Here is an 18,852-nt window from a genome sequence, read left to right on the forward strand (position 1 = left end):
TCGGCTAAGCGCGATTTATATCCGCCTAGTCCGAAAAAGATCGCCGTAACGCACAACACCTCAAAATCGCCAGCCCCTGCAGGCGGTCTGGTGATCACGCGGCGGCCCGCGGCCTTGCTTACGTGCAAGGATTGACTTTGAACAACCCACCGGGTGCCACGGACTGAGCCCCCATAAGCTGTGCGTTTTGCACGCCTTTATTATATCCAATTCCCGAATTCTAAATCAAATTCAACACCGCTTACATTGGATATCGAATACAATACTTGTGCCCTCTGAGCGAAAACGCTGAAAATATAAGAGGAGCCAAGCCCGGCCATGTCACTTTCTTCACTCGAACGCGCACGTGCGGTTGAACGCCCCACACGTGACGCAATGTTGCAACGTTCCCCAGCGGTGCAACGCTTTTGGGGCCAAAACAAAGACCTGTTTAAGGACGCTTGGACAGAATGGGAAAATGCCGCTTCACAGCGCAACATCGTGCTGGATCGCAACCTCTATGACCCTCGCCTGCGCGACGCCATCGAACAGGCCTGGGAGGACCCGACCAAAGAGACGGCAGTCAAAGACCTGTGGCAAGAGGTTTTCCCCGGCGTCTATCAGGCCCAATTCTTTGATCCAGAGCACCTGCCTGTTCTGCGCGACTATCTGGATGAGGTTGCAAATGCAGATATCCCCCTGCGCCCGCCCTATGGGATCTCATTGAACCGGGGTGGTGCAATGCTCGACCCGCGGTCTGAAGGCTATCTTGCAGCGCCTCAATTTCAGTCGTTCTACAATGATCTGATGGACGCCTACATGCGCCCGATTTCCCGTCTCCTGTTCCCCGATGTGATGGGCTACGATACGCAGACCTTCGGGTTCTCGATCCGCTGGCAGGAAAACAAGGACACGTCTTTGCGCCCGCACACCGATGCCTCAGCCGTCACGCTGAACATCAACCTGAACCTGCCGGGCGAGGACTTTTCAGGCTCCGGTGTCAGCTTCATCGACAGCACAACACGCAGGGTGCAAAGCCTGTCCTTCACCCCCGGCACCGCGCTGATCCACCACGGCAGCGTGCCCCACGCGTCCGAGCCGATCACACGCGGCGAACGGTACAACTTCGTGCTCTGGCTCTATGGCGACCACGGTCAGATCCCACCGCAAGGTGCGACCGGTGGAACCAGCGACCCGCATCAACGCTGGGCAAAGCCCTCAGGCCAGTCAGACGGTTTCGCACCGTTCTAACAGCACTTAACCGCTTAAATGAGCTTGTTGGGGCAACTCATCCTGCCCCAACACAGAACTCAATTTGCCAACCAGGCGAACCTTTTGAAAAACAAGTTCACCTAAGAACCCGGCTTTTCCGCGCCTCCCCCCTTGAAGAAGAACAAAAACAGATCAAATCTGGGGGCAACCAAAGGAATCGCCCATGCCCTATGCCCATTCGGACAAATCCGATGCTCTGATGCACGCCCCCGCCCCGGATGTGAATGTCCGTGAAAAGCTAGAGGGTGGTAAGCAATTTGAGCTGGTGACAGAATTCGATCCCGCAGGCGACCAGCCCACCGCGATCAAGGAACTGACGCAGGGTGTACTTGACGGCGAGCACGATCAGGTGCTGTTGGGGGCCACCGGCACCGGCAAAACCTTCACCATGGCCAAGGTCATCTCGGAAACCCAACGTCCGGCGATCATCCTTGCCCCCAACAAAACTCTCGCCGCCCAGCTGTATGGCGAGTTCAAAGGGTTCTTCCCCGACAACGCCGTCGAATACTTCGTCTCTTACTATGACTATTACCAGCCCGAGGCCTATGTCGCCCGCTCGGATACGTACATTGAGAAAGAATCCCAGATCAACGAGCAGATCGACCGCATGCGCCACTCTGCCACCCGCGCCCTGCTGGAACGCGATGATGTGATCATCGTCGCCTCAGTCTCCTGCATCTACGGCATCGGCTCGGTCGAGACCTACGGCGCAATGACGCAGGACCTCAAAGTCGGCGGCGACTATGACCAGCGCAAGGTCATGGCTGATCTGGTCGCCCAGCAATACCGCCGCAACGATCAGGGTTTTCAACGGGGTTCCTTCCGGGTGCGTGGTGACAGTCTGGAAATCTGGCCCGCCCACTTGGAGGACCGCGCCTGGAAGCTGTCATTCTTTGGTGAAGAACTCGAAGCCATCACCGAACTCGACCCGCTCACCGGCGAAAAGACCGACACCTTTGATCAGATCCGCGTCTACGCCAATTCGCACTACGTCACGCCAAAACCGACGATGCAGCAGGCCATTATCGGCATCAAAAAGGAACTGCGCACGCATCTTGACCGGCTGGTGTCCGAGGGTAAATTGCTTGAGGCCCAACGGCTTGAGCAACGCACCACCTTTGATCTCGAGATGCTCGAGGCGACAGGCGTCTGCAACGGGATTGAGAACTATTCCCGCTATCTCACCGGCCGCGCACCCGGCGAGCCGCCCCCAACCTTGTTCGAATTCATCCCCGACCACGCCATTGTTTTCGCAGATGAATCCCACGTCTCCGTTCCGCAGATCGGCGGCATGTACAAGGGCGACTTTCGGCGCAAATCCACATTGGCCGAACACGGCTTTCGCCTGCCCAGCTGCATGGACAACCGCCCGCTAAAGTTCGAGGAATGGGACGCCATGCGCCCGCAATCCGTCTTTGTCTCGGCCACGCCTGCGAAATGGGAGATTGAACAAACCGGCGGCGTCTTCACCGAGCAGGTCATTCGCCCCACGGGGCTGCTGGACCCCGAGGTTGAAATCAGACCGGTTGAGATGCAGGTCGACGACCTGCTGGATGAGGTCCGCAAGGTCACTGCCGATGGCTTCCGCACGCTGGTCACCACCCTCACCAAACGCATGGCCGAGGATCTGACCGAATACCTGCACGAACAGGGCATCAAGGTCCGCTACATGCACTCGGACATCGACACCATCGAGCGGATCGAGATCCTGCGCGACCTGCGCCTAGGCGCCTTCGATGTGCTGATCGGCATCAACCTGCTGCGCGAAGGCTTGGACATCCCCGAATGCGGCCTCGTCGCCATTCTCGATGCCGACAAAGAGGGCTTCCTGCGCTCCGAAACCTCCCTCGTGCAAACCATCGGCCGTGCCGCGCGCAACGCCGAGGGCCGCGTCATCATGTACGCCGACAAGATCACCGGCAGCATGGAGCGGGCCTTGGGTGAAACCAACCGCCGCCGCGCCAAACAGATCGCATATAACGAGGAACACGGCATCACGCCGGCGACCGTGAAAAAGAATGTCGAGGATATCCTCGCCGGTCTCTATCAGGGCGATGTCGACATGAACCGCGTCACCGCCACCATCGACAAACCGCTGCACGGTGCCAACCTCGAGGCCCACCTCGACGGGCTGCGGTCCGAGATGCGCAAAGCCGCTGAAAACCTCGAATTCGAAGAAGCCGCCCGCCTGCGCGACGAGGTCAAACGCCTCGAGGCCGTAGACCTCGCCATCGCCGACGACCCCCTCGCCCGCCAGTCCGCCATCGAGGCTGCCGGAGAAGCCGCTAAAAACGCCCGCGGCCGCTCAACCGCAGGCCGCCCGGGACAACGTGGTGGGGTGAAGCGGAAGAAGGGACGATCATAATGGTTGGAATGGGACTCAATCTGGGTTTAGGGCTTTCAAATTCAAACCCACCTGCCGTGACCAAGGAAACCTTGGAGAGTCTCTCTCATGAGCTTATCTTGCCGATGGAGCTTTTGAGTGTGGTCGGTGAGGTTGATGACGGAAGAATTGTCAATGCACTCATAAACCCTTGGCAAACTATATTCGAACAGCTCGAGCAAAACCCAAATCTGCTTTATGAATTTTCAAAAAACCATCGAAAGTTTGAAGAGTTCATTGCTGGCGCTTATGAAAATGCCGGCTTTGACAAAGTTGTTTTGACCCCTGCCAGCGGCGATTTAGGAAGAGACGTAATTGCCGAAAAGCACGGGCTAGTGACCATCAGAGTGCTTGATCAATGTAAAGCCTTTAGTAAAGGCAGACTGGTATCGGCGAATGATGTCCGAGCAATGATGGGCACTTTCTATAGAGAACCCCGCGCCTCTAGAGCAGTAGTATCGACCACATCAGACTTTGCACCAGGAATTTGGCAAGAATGGAAAGACCACATTGGAAATGATTTGGAACTTCGCAATGGTACCAATCTTATAGAGTGGATGAAGCAGTTCAAGTTGAATTCATAAGCCAGCCGTAGGGTGGGTGCCATCCCTCCATCCAACATCTACCAACCACACAATGGTGGGTTATCACCCACCCGACCAATCAACACATCCCACTCCTCCTGTTCCATTTGGCCCTAAATATCTTCGCCGGAGGCAAACCCCGAGGCGGAGGCCAGAGGCCGACACTAAGAGAAACGGGGAGACCTCCAGCACGCCGAAGGCGTTCTTTGGACGTTCCAAGCATGCCAATATTGACGAAAACACTGCACAATTTTGTAAATTTAAAATCAAAACAACCTCAATAAAGGCGAAGGACGTGGCGTAAAGGCGAAACTTCCCCCAACTCCGGCCCCAGTACCGCCTGAATTTAGCGCGACCTTAAGGGCATGCGTATCGTGGAAATGACTCCAGACAAATTAACTCTCGAAGACCGCCCTCGCCTTATGGCGGGTTTTGTCTGGTTTATGGGTTTGGCCTGCATCTACGCGGCGCTCAGCGGGCAAACCCGCGACATGCCAGAGACTATTTTGGTCACCGTTTTGGGCGTGGGGGCATTTGTGTTGGCCCACTACTTCTTTCCATTTCAACGGCTGTCGTTTGATTGTAGGTCGGGGCAGTTTACGCGCGAAGTCGCCCGCGTCACGGGCCGTCTCCAGTCAAAAATCCCGTTAACCGAAATTGAGCGCGTTGCGGTGCAGGCACAATGGAGCGATAACAGCCGGATGGAAAGGTTGGTTTTGATAAAAGACCGCGAGAGGGTGCCATTGGAATACGGTTTCACCAGTTCGCCACGCGAACAAATGGCCAAAGATATCAACGCCTGGCTTGCGCGCTGCTAAAATAAGTTAAGGAACAAGTGCCCGCTCACTGAGTTTCAAGTAATACGGCATATGATGCTCTAGCAGATCCCGCAAATGCGGATAGGTGTCTGTCAGCGCTTCAAACTCCAGCTCCTTGCGCAGCATTTCTTCGGCATCTGCAGCACGTATCCCTGATGACGTGCTCACCTCTTCGTGCCAGGCCCCGACCTGCTGCCATTCCTTGGGCTGCTCTTTGGCCCAGTTAAAGGCCTCTTCGTGATACTCCAGCCCGACATGCGACCAGAGCGCCGCCATCGTGCCTTTGGCATCAGCACGCACTGTTTCAGCGTCAATCACCACAGGATCATGCCCCGCAGCCAGCAATGCTTCATACAGCGCCCATTCCGCTTCAAGGCCAATCTCTTCGCTGGTCACCTTTGGGTCCAGTTGATGATAGCTCAGGATCGAAGCCAATGGATGACGGATCAAAAACGTATGCGTCAGGCGCGACATGAAGGATGTATCGTCAAGAATACGCGGCATGACATAATAGGCCATGTCCTTGAAAAAACCCGGGCCCTCCTCGGCCCGAGACAGCAACATGTCACGCACGTCTTCATAAGCCACGGGATGATCCGGTTGCACATCAAAACCGGGCATTTTCCGCACCTGCCTTGCAACGTAGTAATCATACATGAATGGCTCGTGCGCGCACCAAAGATCACCACGCTCACGCATGATCCGCTCAAGCGCAGTGGACATCGACCGGGGATGAGACCAAAGCACGATCAGCGGATGCATGAGCAGACCTTTCGCAAGGGGCGGAGTTCATAGCATTCTATGACACCTCACATCAATTTGCCCAATTAAAAATCAAACAAGTCTTCCAGAAACCCGCCACGTTTCTTCTTGCGGTGTTTCGGGCTGGATTGTTCCTGCCAGACTTGCGTCTCAACACGCTGTTGGGGTGCCGCCGGAGGCGCTGACCGCTCGATAATCTTATCCAGCTCTCCGCGATCAAGCCATACCCCGCGGCATTGCGGGCAATAATCGATCTCAACCCCGGCACGATCCGCCATAACCAGTTCCGCACCATCAATCGGACATTTCATGTAACACCTCACATATTTAGACACTCTCAATATGGTTCCGTTATTCGTACCATCAAGCGCCCCAGCAAAAACCAGCTGACCATGCATCCGGCCATTCTGCTGTTGATTTTCGGGTTTTCTGATCACATTTCAGAAATTGTTCGTTCTTTAGAGGTAAATAAGCCAATTCGCGGTTTGCATCACGAGCCGGGTCGCGTATCGGTGGCGCGAGCAAAGAGATAAGCAGGTTCATGAAACACATCCGAGACATCGAAGCCCCAAAGCCAGAAGACATCTCGGCAAGGGAATGGACGCTAACTCTGGCCAAATACCGCGAACCCAGCGCAGGCCGTAGTTGGTTTGAGCTTGCGATCACGGCCATCCCATTTGTAGCGCTTTGGGCTTTGGCCTGGGTGTCACTCTCTGTCAGCTACTGGCTGACTTTGGGGATATCGCTGGTGAATGCTGCCTTCTTGTTGCGCCTCTTTACCATCCAACATGATTGCGGGCATGGTTCGTTGTTCAAGCAGCGTGGCGTGAGCGATTGGGTTGGCCGCGTTCTTGGGGTCATAACCGTCACACCCTATGATGTTTGGCGCCGGACGCATTCCATTCACCATAGCGCCTCGGGCAATTTGGGACGGCGCGGTATTGGAGACATCGTGACCTTGACGGTCGAGGAATACAACGCCCGCACACCCTTTGGCCAGTTTATGTACCGCATATACCGCCATCCATTGACGTTGTTTGGATTTGCCCCGACCTACCTGTTCTTGCTGCAAAACCGCCTACCACTGGGCCTGACGGATACGGCAAAATACTGGGTGAGCGCGATGGGTACCAATCTTGCGCTGATCGCCATACTGAGTACGGTCTGGTTTTTTGGCGGCATTATGCCAATCTTGCTGATTTTCCTCCCCTCAACCATTCTGGCGGCAACGGCGGGCATGTGGCTATTCTATGTGCAGCATCAATTTGAAGACGCCCATTGGAAAGCCGCAGAAGAGTGGCAACTGCACGAAGCGGCCCTCTACGGCAGTTCGCATTACGTCCTACCCCAACCCCTGCAATGGCTGAGCGCAAATATCGGTATCCACCATGTGCATCACCTCTATAGCCGGATCCCGTTTTACCGTCTAACGGAGGTTATCCGCGATCACAGTTACTTGGCGGGCATCAACCGGATGACGATCCGAGAAAGCTTCAACAGCGCACGCCTTCACCTGTGGGACGAAAACAGCCGGCAGCTTTTGTCTTTTGCACAAGCCAAAGCGCTGAAGGCGTGAGCTACGAAGACAATTGAAGAGGTCATTGGCCTCTTCAAAAAGATATCCTTGAACTGCTAGAAAGACACGCAACGGCAATTCAATTTTAGCGTTGCGTGAGTGGTAGTCCAAACCCGTTACTTTGTTCGGCCAAGTCAACACTATTTGCAGCTTGAGAATCCATTCCTACAATCAGACGACAGAAATTCGATCCCAATTCCCAAGTTGGATTGGCAATCGTCTGAATTCCAAAAATCATCCAAATGCTGTTGGTGTGGAAATCTTATAGAGGTGAGCCCCGGAAGCCTCTGGCCAATCCCCTTCGAACGTGGAAGTGGCGGCTCCTTTGACGCCGGCCGCCAAGAAACCACCTCCGAATCTTGCCATCTGTTGATCCACCATGCGGGCATAATCGGAAAAGCCAGTCATATACCCGCCTTCTGTAAAGTAGAATAAGAGGGACAGGCCGCTATAAATACTTGGCTCAGGCAATACATCAAGATCGACCCACATCAAGCTTTGAACATGCGCCCGCCTGTCCCCGAAACCATATTAGTGAACGCCAAAGCTAGTGGTATTGAAACTGGGCGATAGGCATTGGCTTGATGCTCGCCAGCTACCCTCGACGACCGGCGAAAATGGTAATAATTGCAATAGGAAGCCTCATGAGGGACTTGCCAGACATTAATCAGTATGCTGCCAGGCACCGCTCAATACGCAGGCCAGTTCTTGGCAACTCTATACCATCAATGCTCAGGCAACGTTTTCACTGACCTGCCGCTGCCACAGGCCAAAATAACGATCACGACGCGCTAAAAGCTCGGCATGGGTACCCTCTTCGACGACCTGGCCATCCTCCAGAACGATGATCCTATCAGCGTCGGCCACGGTGCTCAGGCGGTGCGCGATCATGATCACGGTGCGTCCCTGTCCAGCGCGAGCTAGCGCCCCCTGAATCCCCTCTTCGGTTTCGGAATCCAGTGCGCTGGTTGCCTCATCAAGCAACAGGATCGGCGGATCCTTCAGCAAGGTGCGCGCGATGCCAACCCGTTGTTTTTCACCGCCCGAGAGCTTCAACCCGCGCTCGCCCACGGTAGTTTCGTATCCATCTGGTAAACTTTTGATGAAATCGTGGATCTGGGCGGCCTTCGCGACAGCTTCGATCTCGGCCTGCGTCGCACCCTCTCGCCCATAAGCGATGTTATAGCCGATGGTATCGTTGAACAGCACCGTATCCTGTGGCACGACACCAATGGCACCGTGCAGGCTGTCTTGGGTCACTTCGCGAATATCCTGTCCGTCAATTTTTACCGCACCTGATGTCACATCGTAAAACCGAAACAACAGCCGCCCAATGGTGGACTTTCCCGCGCCCGAGGAACCTACGATGGCTACGCTTTGCCCGGCAGGAACTTCCACACTTACGCCCTTTAGAATGGGGCGGTCGGCATCATAGCCAAACTGCACATCCTCGAATGCAACCGCACCTCCATGCACAGTGAGCGCTTTCGCACTTGGCTTGTCCGTCACGTCCGGCGCCTGATCCAGCAGCCTGAACATTTCACTCATATCCACCAATGCCTGACGGATTTCGCGGTAAACCGTGCCCAAGAAGTTCAACGGCATGGTGATCTGGATCATGTAGGCGTTGACCATCACAAAATCACCGACACTCAAAGCACCCGACTGCACACCCATTGCCGCCATGACCATCACCACGACCAAGCCAGATGTAATCAGAAACGATTGTCCAAAGTTCAAGAACGCCAACGAATAAGAGGTTTTCAGTGCTGCATCTTCGTATCCAGCCATTGCGGCATCATAACGTGCCGCTTCGCGGTCAGCGGCCCCAAAATAGCGGACGGTTTCAACGTTAAGCAGGCTATCGATTGCCTTTTGATTGGCGTCAGTGTCCTGTTCATTCATCTTCATCCGCTGCTTCACCCGCCACTCGGTGACACGGAAGGTAAAGAAGACGTAAGCTGCGATCACTGCGACTACGACTGCCAGATACCAAACATCGAACAGCGTCCAAAGCACGATGCCGATCAACAGCAATTCAAGGATCAGCGGCCCAATCGAGAACAGCAAAAAGCGCAGTAGAAATTCCACACCTTTGACACCACGCTCAATTATTCGGCTGAGCCCGCCAGTTTTTCGCGTGATGTGATAACGCATCGACATGCGGTGAATGTGCTGGAACGTTTTCAAGGCCAGTTGCCGCAAAGCCCGCTGCGCAACCCGGGCAAAGATCACATCTCGCAACTGCTGAAAGCCAACATTCATCAACCGCGCCACACCATAGGCCACGGTCAGACCAACCGCCCCATAGGCCAGCAACCAGGCATCGTCATGCACCTCGCCCGCCAAAGCATCAACGGCGGCTTTATAGAAAAACGGTGTGCCCACCGCGATCAGTTTGGCGAGCAAAAGCGCTAGCATCGCCAGCACCACGCGCTGTTTCACCCATGGCTCATCATCTGGCCATAGATAGGGCATGACGCGGCGGATTGTGCGCCATCCATCTTTTGGCATTTCGGTGGTGGTCAGGCTACTGCGGCGCATTCCGGCCCCTTGGCAAATTAAGACCGGTCAGAGATAAGCGCGCAGGGCAACAAAGACCAGCCCTGCTTATTCAGGAACGCTAAACACCTGCCCCGGATAAATCAGATCGGGGTTGCGGATTCGGTCTCGGTTAGCCTCGAACACGCGGATATAAGCATAGCCATCCCCATAAGCCGCGTTGGAAATGGCCCATAGTGTATTTCCAGGTTGAACAGTGATTACGCGAACCTTTTCGCCATTGGACGTGGTTTGTGTAATGAATGCCTGTTCTTCGCGTTTGAACGGCGATTCCACACGTGAGGTGACATTGCCTTCGGCGTCCAACTCATCCACCCGTAACGTATAGATGCCAGTATCAATTTCAGCCAGATCCGACTGCCAGCTACCATCCGCCTCAATCGGGGCCAAAGTCAGCGGCGCGTTGTCCAGATAGACACGCACAAACCCTTCGCCTGAAGCCCGGCCGGAGAGCTGCACTTCCCCCTCATCCGAATAGGAAATCGCATCCAACGCCACGTTTGCCATGACCTCGGGAGCCTCTTCCGACGGAGCCTTCAACACCGTTACCCCGGTTTCGTTGGACAACAAAACCGTCTTCTCATTGATACTGGCATCATCACGCGATGTGATGTCCGCGTCGGCCAATTCTGTGATGATAACCTCGTCGTGTGATTGGACGACTTCGCCAGAATCCGGAGATGTCATCGCCAACGACAACACGCGCGTCTCATTGCTGCCATCCAACTCCAAAAACTCCGCGAACTCACCCCCGGCACCTGGTTCGAAACTGGCAATCGGTTCGCCGTCCAGCAAAACAGACACCTCCCACCCCTCAGGGGCCCGCCCGGCCAAGAGCATCTGACCATCGGGGTTCAACAAAAAGGTGCTGATTTCCGGTACAGGTCCGGTGTCGTCGACGACATCCATAGCTTCAGCTTGAGCAGATTCGGCGGTAACGTCTTCTGTACTGCCCGCTGTCTCAAGCACCTCTACGTCTTGCGCTGTTTCGATACTGTCGTTTGCTGAAAAGAATGACACCGCACTTAATACGGCCAGTGCGATCGCTGCCGCCACCGCAAAGCCAAGAACCATTCCCCCCGGAAATCCGGATTTCTGCGCCATGGTTGCCCTTTCTTTATCCGCCCCCAATCCCCAGCGCGGTTGCCGGACCATAGCAACCCGGTTATCACGGGTCAAAACAACCCTTTGGCATCAGGCACCTCTCATATGAAAAAACTTTCCGTCTGTGTTTTCTGCGGCGCACGTTCCGGCGAAAACCCCGCATTTCAAGACATCGCAACCGATATGGGGCAGATGCTGGCCGATCAAAACTGGCGTTTGGTCTATGGGGCTGGGGATATCGGCCTGATGGGTGCGGTCGCCCGGGCCACGCAAAATGCAGGTGGAGAAACCTTTGGTGTCATCCCTGAACACCTGCTGCAATTGGAAGTTGGTAAGACCGACCTGAGCAAATTTATCGTCACCGAAAACATGCACGAGCGCAAAAAGGTGATGTTCATGAACTCTGACGCTTTTGTCGTATTGCCGGGTGGAGCAGGATCGCTGGATGAGTTTTTCGAGGTTCTGACCTGGGGGCAAATCGGACTTCACAAAAAACCGATCTTCTTGCTCAATGTCGCGGGGTACTGGGATCCGCTGATTGCCCTGATCGATCATGTCATCGCCCAAGGCTTCGCCGATACCTCACTGTGTGACTATTTCCATGCCTATGGCACGATTGAAGAAATCAAAGGTCATCTCTCCACACTCTGATCTCAAGCGGCACCTTTACCACGTTTGGGCGCAGTCAGGTATATTGTGATTGCGGCCCAAATGAATCCAAATGCAATCCCATGCCACAAAGTGAACGGCTCAGAGAACAGAAAGACCGCGACCAGAAACTGCAAAATCGGGTTGATGTAAAACATCAGCCCGGTCAATCCCATGCTTACCCGCTTTGCGCCATAAGAGAATAGAACGAGCGGAATGGCCGTTGCAGGGCCCGAGGCCACCATCAGAAATGTTTCCCAAGGTGCGATTCCGAATTGCCCCTCCTCATTGAATAGGGCCAACCACACCAGTGCGACGGGCAGCATGATCAGGCACTCTGCAGACACTGAAAGAACCGGCCCAGCCTCGACCTGATTTTTCAACAACCCATACAGACCAAAGGTCACGGCAAGCACCAATCCCAAAACCGGCACCACACCAGCACCCGTGATCAGGACCAAAACACCCATCGCTGCAACACCGATCGCCAATCCTTGACGGGGGCTGATCGCCTCGCGCAGGATGAATACCCCCAACAGCACCGAAACCAGCGGGAATATGAAATAGCCCAGACTAGCCTCCAGTGCGCGACCAGATTGAACAGAATAGATAAAAATGCCCCAGTTCACAGCAACCATGAGGGTGGCCATAAGAATGATCCAACGCTCTCGCCGCTCAACGAAAAGCGTCGGAACCTCTCGCAATCGCTGTTGAAAGGCCAGCACGATAGCAAAAAACACGCTTGACCAGATCACGCGATGCATCAGAACTTCAACTGCATCGACCTGATCCAAGGCCTTGTATAGCAGAGGCACAACGCCCCAACACGCACAGCCTGCCGCCAATGCGACCAATCCTTTACGCGTTTCATTCTTAATTGAAGGCATGGCTGTTGTACTGACCTAAAAAAGCCCGCCAGTGGCGGGCTTTGAATTTGGATCTGTAACTGGATCAGAGGCGCGAAGCCACGTTGTCCCAGTTCACAAGATTTTCAAGGAAATTCGCCAGATAGGCCGGGCGCTTGTTGCGGAAGTCGATGTAGTAGGAATGTTCCCACACATCGCAGCCAAGCAGCGCAGTTTGACCAAAGCACAGCGGGTTGACGCCGTTTTCGGTTTTGGTCACCTTCAGGCCTCCGTCGGTGTCTTTTACCAACCAGCACCAGCCGGAACCGAACTGACCTGCACCAGCAGCAGAAAATTGCGACTTGAATTCATCAACCGAACCAAAGCTCTCAGCAATCGCTTTTTCCAGCTCGCCGGGCATTGCGCTTTCACCCGGGCCCATCATCTCCCAGAACTGGTTATGGTTCCACAGTTGCGAGATGTTGTTAAAAATGCCGTTTTGCGCCACGGCGGATTTGTCGTAGGTGCCGACGATGATCTCTTCCATCGTCTTGCCTTCCCATTCGGTGCCCGCAATCGCCGCGTTGCCGTTGGTGACATAAGCGTTGTGGTGCAGATCGTGGTGGTATTCTAGCGTTTCGGCTGACATGCCTTTGGATGCCAGCGCGTCATGTGCATAAGGAAGATCAGGAAGTTCAAAAGCCATTTGCAAAGCCCTTTATGTTCGTGCGTGAATTTCTGCACCTAGATGGCTGCTTTCACATGGCAAGGTCAAGGGGCTTACGCCGCTCAGTCGCCAAGATAGCTTCATAAGCCAAAACTTCTTCTTCAATTTTCGCACTATCCCAGCCCATAATCGGCGCGATAAGCTGCGCCACTTCAGGTGCAAGGTCTCGCCCCTGATCTGGATCCCATCCAGCCCCTAGGCGCCGAAGCATCAAGTCAGCGAGTGTCGCAGGTTTTTCATGGCGGGCACAGTGTTTCGCAGCATCTCGAAAATCCATTTCGGCGACATCAGGGTAATGCATCGCATCTTCACGATCCAAGGGTTTCTGCCGAGAGCCTAAGGTTTTTGATACAAGCTTCACTAATTGACGGGCAACTCTCCGATGAGTCATAATTGCACCGCCGGTCAGTGAAAAGATGCCATTCAAGTTGTCCGCTGCTAGATCATGGATCTTGATTTCCCGACTTCCAAGATTATGCGACTGATCACGTGTCAGAGGATTCACACCTGCCCATGTATATAAAATATCTTCCGGCTGCACACTCAAGCGTGGCATCGCTCGGTTGATTTCACCAATCATCCAGGCAATTTCGTCATCATGCGCAACCACTCCAGTTGGATCACCATCGTGTGCGGTTCGTGTCAATCCGACGTAGTGCACGCCTCTGAAGGGTAAGCAGTAAAGCGGCTCCCCCAGGCTGTTGTATGAAAAAACACCGCAATTCTGAAACGCTTCGGGCAATCTCAAAGCAATATGGATTCCCTTGATCCCCGAACACTTTGGTTCGGCGTTCGAGCCACTGCTCCTGATGACTTGATCAATCCACGCTCCGGCTAAATTCATGACAGTTTTCGCAGAAATACGATACTCGGAACCTGGCGTCTCATTGCTGTTCTTTTCAGATCGCAAAGTCAGTTGCCAACCATTATCCTCATCTAATCGACCCACTTTGGTAAGACGGGTGTAATTACAGATTGTAGCGCCCTGCCTTTCTGCGGAAAAAAGACAGTCAAGTGCGATACGTTCAGGCCAATCAAAAAGATATTCAGAAAATACTGCGATTTGTTTCAGATCACCAGCATCACGCAACCAAGGTGCGATTGGAATGGAATCAAACTGAGATTTGCTTACACGCCGATAATTCAGCGGCTCGCCAAATGGGTTGGCACATTTCAATGCCGCGAAAGCGGCGTCCAACTGCCAGGGTGAATATTTATCGCTGCTATAGATCGGCAGGTAAAAATCTATTTTTCGAACTCTATTGGGCAGATTGTGTGTAATGTCATCACGCGCCAGCATGTCATGTCGGGCGGTGACAAAGGACTTGAGCAATTGCTTAGGCTGACAAAGGTTACGCCAAAAAGTTTCCCCATTGGCCAGATGTCTTAGTCCGCAATGTAGCAACCGGCTTGATCGGCTCGTAGCACCACTCGCAAAGTCATCTTGTTCTGCCAGAAACACCGAGTATCCCGCTGCGCTTAAATGTTGCGCAGCGCTTGCACCATTTATGCCACCGCCGATGATCGCAATGTCAAATTGCTTTGCATCGTCACCAACATCCGACTCAGGCGTTTTCATAGCGACACCTTATCAAGGTATGAGATCGCAGCTCACCATCAACTATGAATAATCTCAATAAAAAAGGGCCCCTCAGGGCCCTTATTCATCAGTTTATCGGAAATTTTACCCGAAGATACCTATTTCGCCACCAGGCTCTGCTGCGTCCTTCAGCAGGCCATAGGCATAGTCAGCAACCGAGCGGAAGCAGATTATTTCAACTGTCTGCTCGTCCGCCATCCAGAAGGCAGCAGGGATCTGCGCCATCCGGGTGCGACGGAAGTCGCCGGTGTTGAACTCATCCTGCGCCATATCAACCGGGCTGATCTTGGCAATGACTTCGCGCACCTTGTCGCCGCTCAGGCGGAACATAGCACGGGCGTCCGAGACGTTAACCGCGAGGAAGTGCTGGCCTGCCATCGCTTCTTCGAACGCTGCAATCACCTCGTTCACTTTGTCATAAGACACCAAGAGCAAAAGCTCATCCGGCGACATCCACGCCACAGCCCCTTCGTCAGCGATGCTGATCTGGCGCTGTTTTGGCATGGCGGCCCCAGTGGCCGCTTTGACCGCGTTCTTCAGCTTGGTCGAGGCCAGGTTGCCCCGCACGGTGATCATCCCGCGCAGGCCAAGTTCCTCAACTTTGACGTAACCGTCGTATGCTGCACCTTGCAGCGCGCTTACCGGGTTAGACATTTTGCTTCTCCCCGTCCTTGTCATAGAAGATGGGATCAACGACTTTCGCCAGAACTGATGTGCCGTCCACACGAGGGAAATCAACGACTTCACCCATCCGGTCCGGTCCATTCAGCAACAGCCCCATGGCAATGCCACGTTTCAAAGTCGGTGAATAATAGGTCGAGGTCACCCGCCCCTGAACATTGCGCTGGCCATTGGCGTTTTCACCCGGAGCCACCGCATAAGCGCCCTCAGAAAGCACCGAACCATCGGTGGTTTCCAGACCAACGAGTTTCCAACGTGTTGGATCGGTCATGTAGGAACGCTCTTGCGCACGTTTGCCAAGATAGTCTTCTTTCTTCTTGGAAATCGCCCACTGCATATTCAGGTCCTGCGGAATGACGGTGCCATCGGTTTCATCACCAATCATGATGAAGCCCTTCTCGGCCCGCATCACGTGCAACCCTTCGGTGCCATATGGCATGACGTTGAATTCGGCACCTGCTTCCAGCAACGCATCCCAAAGCGCACGGCCCTGACTTGCTGGAACTGCGATCTCATAGGACAACTCGCCCGAGAACGAAATCCGGTAGGCGCGCGCAGAAATCCCGGCCAAAGTGATGTCTTTGAACGCCATGAAGGGCAGGCCTTCCGCGCTGATGTCATCCTCGGTCAGTTTTTCCATCGCCTTGCGGCCATTCGGGCCAACCACGGCGATTTGGGCGAACTGCTCGGTCACGTTGGCAACGTAGACCTTCAGATCCCACCATTCGGTCTGCAGCCATTCTTCCATGTGGCCATGGATGTTTTCGGCACCACCGGTTGTGGTGTGACACAGGAAGGTATCGTCATCGATACGCGCAACAACACCGTCATCCATCAAGAAGCCGTTTTCGTTACACATCAGACCATAGCGGCAACGTCCCGGTTTCAGCGTCGACATCATGTTGGTGTACATCATGTCAAGGAACTTGCCCGCATCGGGGCCCTTGACGATCAGCTTGCCAAGGGTCGAGGCATCCAACAGGCCCATGCTTGAACGGGTCTGATCGATCTCGCGGATCACCGCTGAATGACGATCCTCACCATCACGCAGATAGGTGTATGGGCGACGCCATGCACCAACCGGTTCAAAGTCCGCGCCGTTTTCCTCGTTCCAGCTGTGGATCGGGGTTTTCCGGATCGGCTGGAAGATCTCACCACGTGCCTCACCCGCAATTGCACCCATCGAGATCGGTGTGTAGGGCGGACGGAAGGTTGTGGTGCCGGTCTGCGGAATCGGCTGGTTCAGCGCATCCGACAGAATGGCCAATCCGTTGATGTTGGACAGCTTGCCCTGATCTGTCGCCATACCCAGCGTGGTGTAACGCTTGGCGTGTTCCACCGATTCAAAGCCTTCGCGTGCTGCCAGTTGGATATCCGACACTTTCACGTCGTTCTGATAATCCAGCCAGGATTTCATGCGCAGCTTGATGTTGGCACCCTGCGGCATCAACCAAATCGCCTCGCTTGCGGCTTCGTCAGTGGCTTCAGCAGCAGGCACATCCGACTTGGCAACTTTCTTACCAACAGCTTTCGCAGCAGCCTTACCAGCAGCGTCGGCATCGGCCAGACCAGCGGCCAGATCAAGGTAGCCATTGGCAGAGCCTGCAACGATGACAAAAGCCTCCCCTGCGGCACCTGTCGGCGCTTTATCCACATCGGGGCGGAAATGGGCTTGCGCCTCATCCCAGTAGAGCTTGCCACCGCAATGCGACCACAGGTGCACAACAGGCGACCAACCACCAGACATTGCAACTGCATCACATGCGATTTCTTCCAGTACAGCGCCTTCGCCAGCTTGCGAGCAGATCGCAACGCCTTCGACGCGCTTGTAACCTTTTACCTTAGCTATACCTTTGCCGTTTTCGACGCGGATGCCCAAGGCGCGTGCTTCGTCACCCAATGCTCCAGCACCACCTGAACGGGCATCGATGATCGCCGGAACATCTAACCCTAGGTTTTTAAGGGCAATCGCGGTGCGATAAGCATCGTCGTTGTTGGTGACAACCACAGTGCGGTCGCCAACGGATACGCCATAGTTCACCGCATAATCACGCACGGCCGAGGCCAGCATGACGCCCGGAATGTCGTTCCCAGCAAAGCTTATTGGGCGCTCAATGGCACCAGTAGCGGTGATGATTTGCCCCGCACGGATCCGCCACAGGCGGTGGCGCGGACCTTTCGCCTCAGGCTGGTGATCGTTAACACGCTCATAACCCAGCAAATAACCATGGTCATAAACGCCTGATCCCATCATCCGGGTGCGTATGGTCACATTGCTCATCGTTTCCAACTCGGAAACGATTTGGTCCACGAACTTATCCACAGGCTCGCCGTTTACGGTTCCGCCATCAACGGGTGCACGTCCGCCCCAATGGGCGGTTTGCTCCATTACCAGAACGCGGGCACCGGTTTTTGCTGCAACCAAAGCTGCCTGTAGGCCAGCTACACCACCACCGACAACGGCAACATCGGTATAAGCGTAGAAGTGCTCGTATTTGTCGGCGTCACGGTCTTTTGGCGCTTTGCCCAGGCCCGCAGATTGGCGGATGATTGGCTCATACACGTGCTTCCACAGCGGGCGTGGATGCATGAACATCTTGTAGTAAAAACCAGCCGTCAGGAACCGGCCCAGCTTGTTGTTAACCGCGCCCACGTCGAACTCGAGGCTCGGCCAGTGGTTTTGCGACCCCAGCTTGCAACCGTCGAACAGCTCAGTTGTGGTGGCGCGCTGGTTGGGCTCAAACTTGGACCCTTCGCCCATGTTGAACAGCGCGTTTGGCTCCTCCGCACCACTGGCAACAATGCCGCGTGGACGGTGGTATTTGAACGAACGACCCACCAGCATCTGGTCATTTGCCAGAAGCGCCGAGGCCAGCGTATCCCCTTCAAAGCCGCTCATGCGCTTGCCGTTGAAGGTAAAGTTCATGGCGCGACCTTTGTTCAGCAGGCGGCCGCTATTGGACAGACGTGTGCTCATTCGAACTCTCTCCAGCTCCAGCCCGGCACTTTGGCCGAGACTTTGTCTTTGATGTCCTGCGGGATGTCAGAGGTTTGCGCCGTGTAGGTGCCATAAACCTCAAGCGTGACGGTATTGCGCGCCGCGTGGAACCACTTGCCGCACCCATTGGCATGGCGCCAGCGTTCAAAGTGCACGCCTTTCGGGTTCACCTTGGCGAACAGGTAGTTGTTGAATTCTTCCTCAGTTGAGCCGGGGCCATAACGCTTGATGTGCGCCTCGCCACCACCGTGGAATTCAGTTTCTTCTGCGGTCACACCGCAATATGGGCATTCAAGGATCAGCATATCTCTAT

At 54.6% G+C, this 18,852-nt stretch carries 17 protein-coding genes; 6 read left to right on the forward strand and 11 right to left on the reverse strand.

Annotated features, from left to right (window positions below):
* The first annotated feature begins 318 nt into the window (after window positions 1-318).
* From ROA7450_RS17380 to ROA7450_RS17395, 4 genes are all read left to right on the forward strand, one after another.
* The gene (locus tag ROA7450_RS17380; protein ID WP_085807224.1) at window positions 319-1,230 is read left to right on the forward strand and encodes a 2OG-Fe(II) oxygenase family protein; all 912 of its coding nucleotides are present in this window, start codon (window positions 319-321) and stop codon (window positions 1,228-1,230) included.
* 184 nt (window positions 1,231-1,414) lie between these two features.
* Window positions 1,415-3,616, forward strand: coding sequence for an excinuclease ABC subunit UvrB (gene uvrB, locus ROA7450_RS17385; protein ID WP_085807225.1), 2,202 nt, complete (start codon window positions 1,415-1,417; stop codon window positions 3,614-3,616).
* Entirely contained in the window at window positions 3,616-4,218 is a 603-nt protein-coding gene (locus tag ROA7450_RS17390) for a restriction endonuclease (RefSeq protein ID WP_085807226.1), read from the forward strand. Before uvrB ends, ROA7450_RS17390 begins: the two co-directional genes overlap by 1 nt.
* A 380-nt stretch (window positions 4,219-4,598) precedes the next feature.
* On the forward strand, window positions 4,599-5,036 hold the full coding sequence (locus tag ROA7450_RS17395) for a hypothetical protein (protein ID WP_143534517.1): 438 nt from the start codon (window positions 4,599-4,601) through the stop codon (window positions 5,034-5,036).
* A 6-nt stretch (window positions 5,037-5,042) separates the two neighbouring features.
* Here ROA7450_RS17395 and ROA7450_RS17400 read toward each other — a convergent pair whose 3' ends face one another.
* Both ROA7450_RS17400 and ROA7450_RS17405 read right to left on the reverse strand, forming a co-directional pair.
* A complete protein-coding gene (locus ROA7450_RS17400) occupies window positions 5,043-5,798 on the reverse strand; it encodes a sulfotransferase-like domain-containing protein (protein ID WP_085807228.1) in 756 nt (251 codons plus the stop codon).
* Between the two features lie 65 nt (window positions 5,799-5,863).
* Window positions 5,864-6,109 carry a TFIIB-type zinc ribbon-containing protein gene (locus ROA7450_RS17405; protein ID WP_085807229.1) on the reverse strand — a complete coding sequence of 82 codons (246 nt, stop codon included), beginning with the start codon at window positions 6,107-6,109 and terminating at the stop codon, window positions 5,864-5,866.
* A gap of 230 nt (window positions 6,110-6,339) precedes the next feature.
* On the opposite strand from ROA7450_RS17405, the gene ROA7450_RS17415 reads away from it, so the two are divergent.
* Window positions 6,340-7,374: a fatty acid desaturase gene (locus ROA7450_RS17415; RefSeq protein ID WP_085807231.1), complete on the forward strand. Its 1,035-nt coding sequence runs from the start codon at window positions 6,340-6,342 to the stop codon at window positions 7,372-7,374.
* A 234-nt stretch (window positions 7,375-7,608) separates the two neighbouring features.
* Here ROA7450_RS17415 and ROA7450_RS17420 read toward each other — a convergent pair whose 3' ends face one another.
* The 3 genes from ROA7450_RS17420 to ROA7450_RS17430 all read right to left on the reverse strand — a co-directional run bounded on the left by ROA7450_RS17420 (window position 7,609) and on the right by ROA7450_RS17430 (window position 11,091).
* Window positions 7,609-7,782, reverse strand: a complete 174-nt coding sequence (locus ROA7450_RS17420; protein ID WP_159454094.1) for a DUF1330 domain-containing protein — start codon at window positions 7,780-7,782, stop codon at window positions 7,609-7,611.
* 324 nt (window positions 7,783-8,106) lie between these two features.
* A complete protein-coding gene (locus ROA7450_RS17425) occupies window positions 8,107-9,918 on the reverse strand; it encodes an ABCB family ABC transporter ATP-binding protein/permease (protein WP_085807233.1) in 1,812 nt (603 codons plus the stop codon).
* Between the two features lie 66 nt (window positions 9,919-9,984).
* A complete protein-coding gene (locus tag ROA7450_RS17430; protein ID WP_085807234.1) occupies window positions 9,985-11,091 on the reverse strand; it encodes a LysM peptidoglycan-binding domain-containing protein in 1,107 nt (368 codons plus the stop codon).
* 54 nt (window positions 11,092-11,145) lie between these two features.
* Between ROA7450_RS17430 and ROA7450_RS17435 the strand changes: the two genes are divergently transcribed.
* Window positions 11,146-11,691: an LOG family protein gene (locus tag ROA7450_RS17435; RefSeq protein WP_085807235.1), complete on the forward strand. Its 546-nt coding sequence runs from the start codon at window positions 11,146-11,148 to the stop codon at window positions 11,689-11,691.
* Between the two features lie 2 nt (window positions 11,692-11,693).
* Here ROA7450_RS17435 and rarD read toward each other — a convergent pair whose 3' ends face one another.
* The 6 genes from rarD to ROA7450_RS17465 all read right to left on the reverse strand — a co-directional run bounded on the left by rarD (window position 11,694) and on the right by ROA7450_RS17465 (window position 18,844).
* Entirely contained in the window at window positions 11,694-12,575 is an 882-nt protein-coding gene (gene rarD / locus ROA7450_RS17440; protein WP_085807236.1) for an EamA family transporter RarD, read from the reverse strand.
* Window positions 12,576-12,639: 64 nt separating this feature from the next.
* Window positions 12,640-13,239 carry a superoxide dismutase gene (locus tag ROA7450_RS17445; protein ID WP_085807237.1) on the reverse strand — a complete coding sequence of 200 codons (600 nt, stop codon included), beginning with the start codon at window positions 13,237-13,239 and terminating at the stop codon, window positions 12,640-12,642.
* Between the two features lie 52 nt (window positions 13,240-13,291).
* Entirely contained in the window at window positions 13,292-14,839 is a 1,548-nt protein-coding gene (locus ROA7450_RS17450; RefSeq protein ID WP_085807238.1) for an FAD-dependent oxidoreductase, read from the reverse strand.
* 105 nt (window positions 14,840-14,944) lie between these two features.
* Window positions 14,945-15,514, reverse strand: a complete 570-nt coding sequence (locus ROA7450_RS17455; RefSeq protein WP_085807239.1) for a sarcosine oxidase subunit gamma — start codon at window positions 15,512-15,514, stop codon at window positions 14,945-14,947.
* A complete protein-coding gene (locus ROA7450_RS17460) occupies window positions 15,507-18,518 on the reverse strand; it encodes a sarcosine oxidase subunit alpha family protein (protein ID WP_085807240.1) in 3,012 nt (1,003 codons plus the stop codon). Before ROA7450_RS17460 ends, ROA7450_RS17455 begins: the two co-directional genes overlap by 8 nt.
* A complete protein-coding gene (locus ROA7450_RS17465) occupies window positions 18,515-18,844 on the reverse strand; it encodes a sarcosine oxidase subunit delta (protein ID WP_085807241.1) in 330 nt (109 codons plus the stop codon). Before ROA7450_RS17465 ends, ROA7450_RS17460 begins: the two co-directional genes overlap by 4 nt.
* Window positions 18,845-18,852 lie beyond the last annotated feature (8 nt).

The sequence above is a fragment of the Roseovarius albus genome (assembly GCF_900172335.1).
GTDB classification, from domain to species: Bacteria; Pseudomonadota; Alphaproteobacteria; order Rhodobacterales; family Rhodobacteraceae; genus Roseovarius; species Roseovarius albus.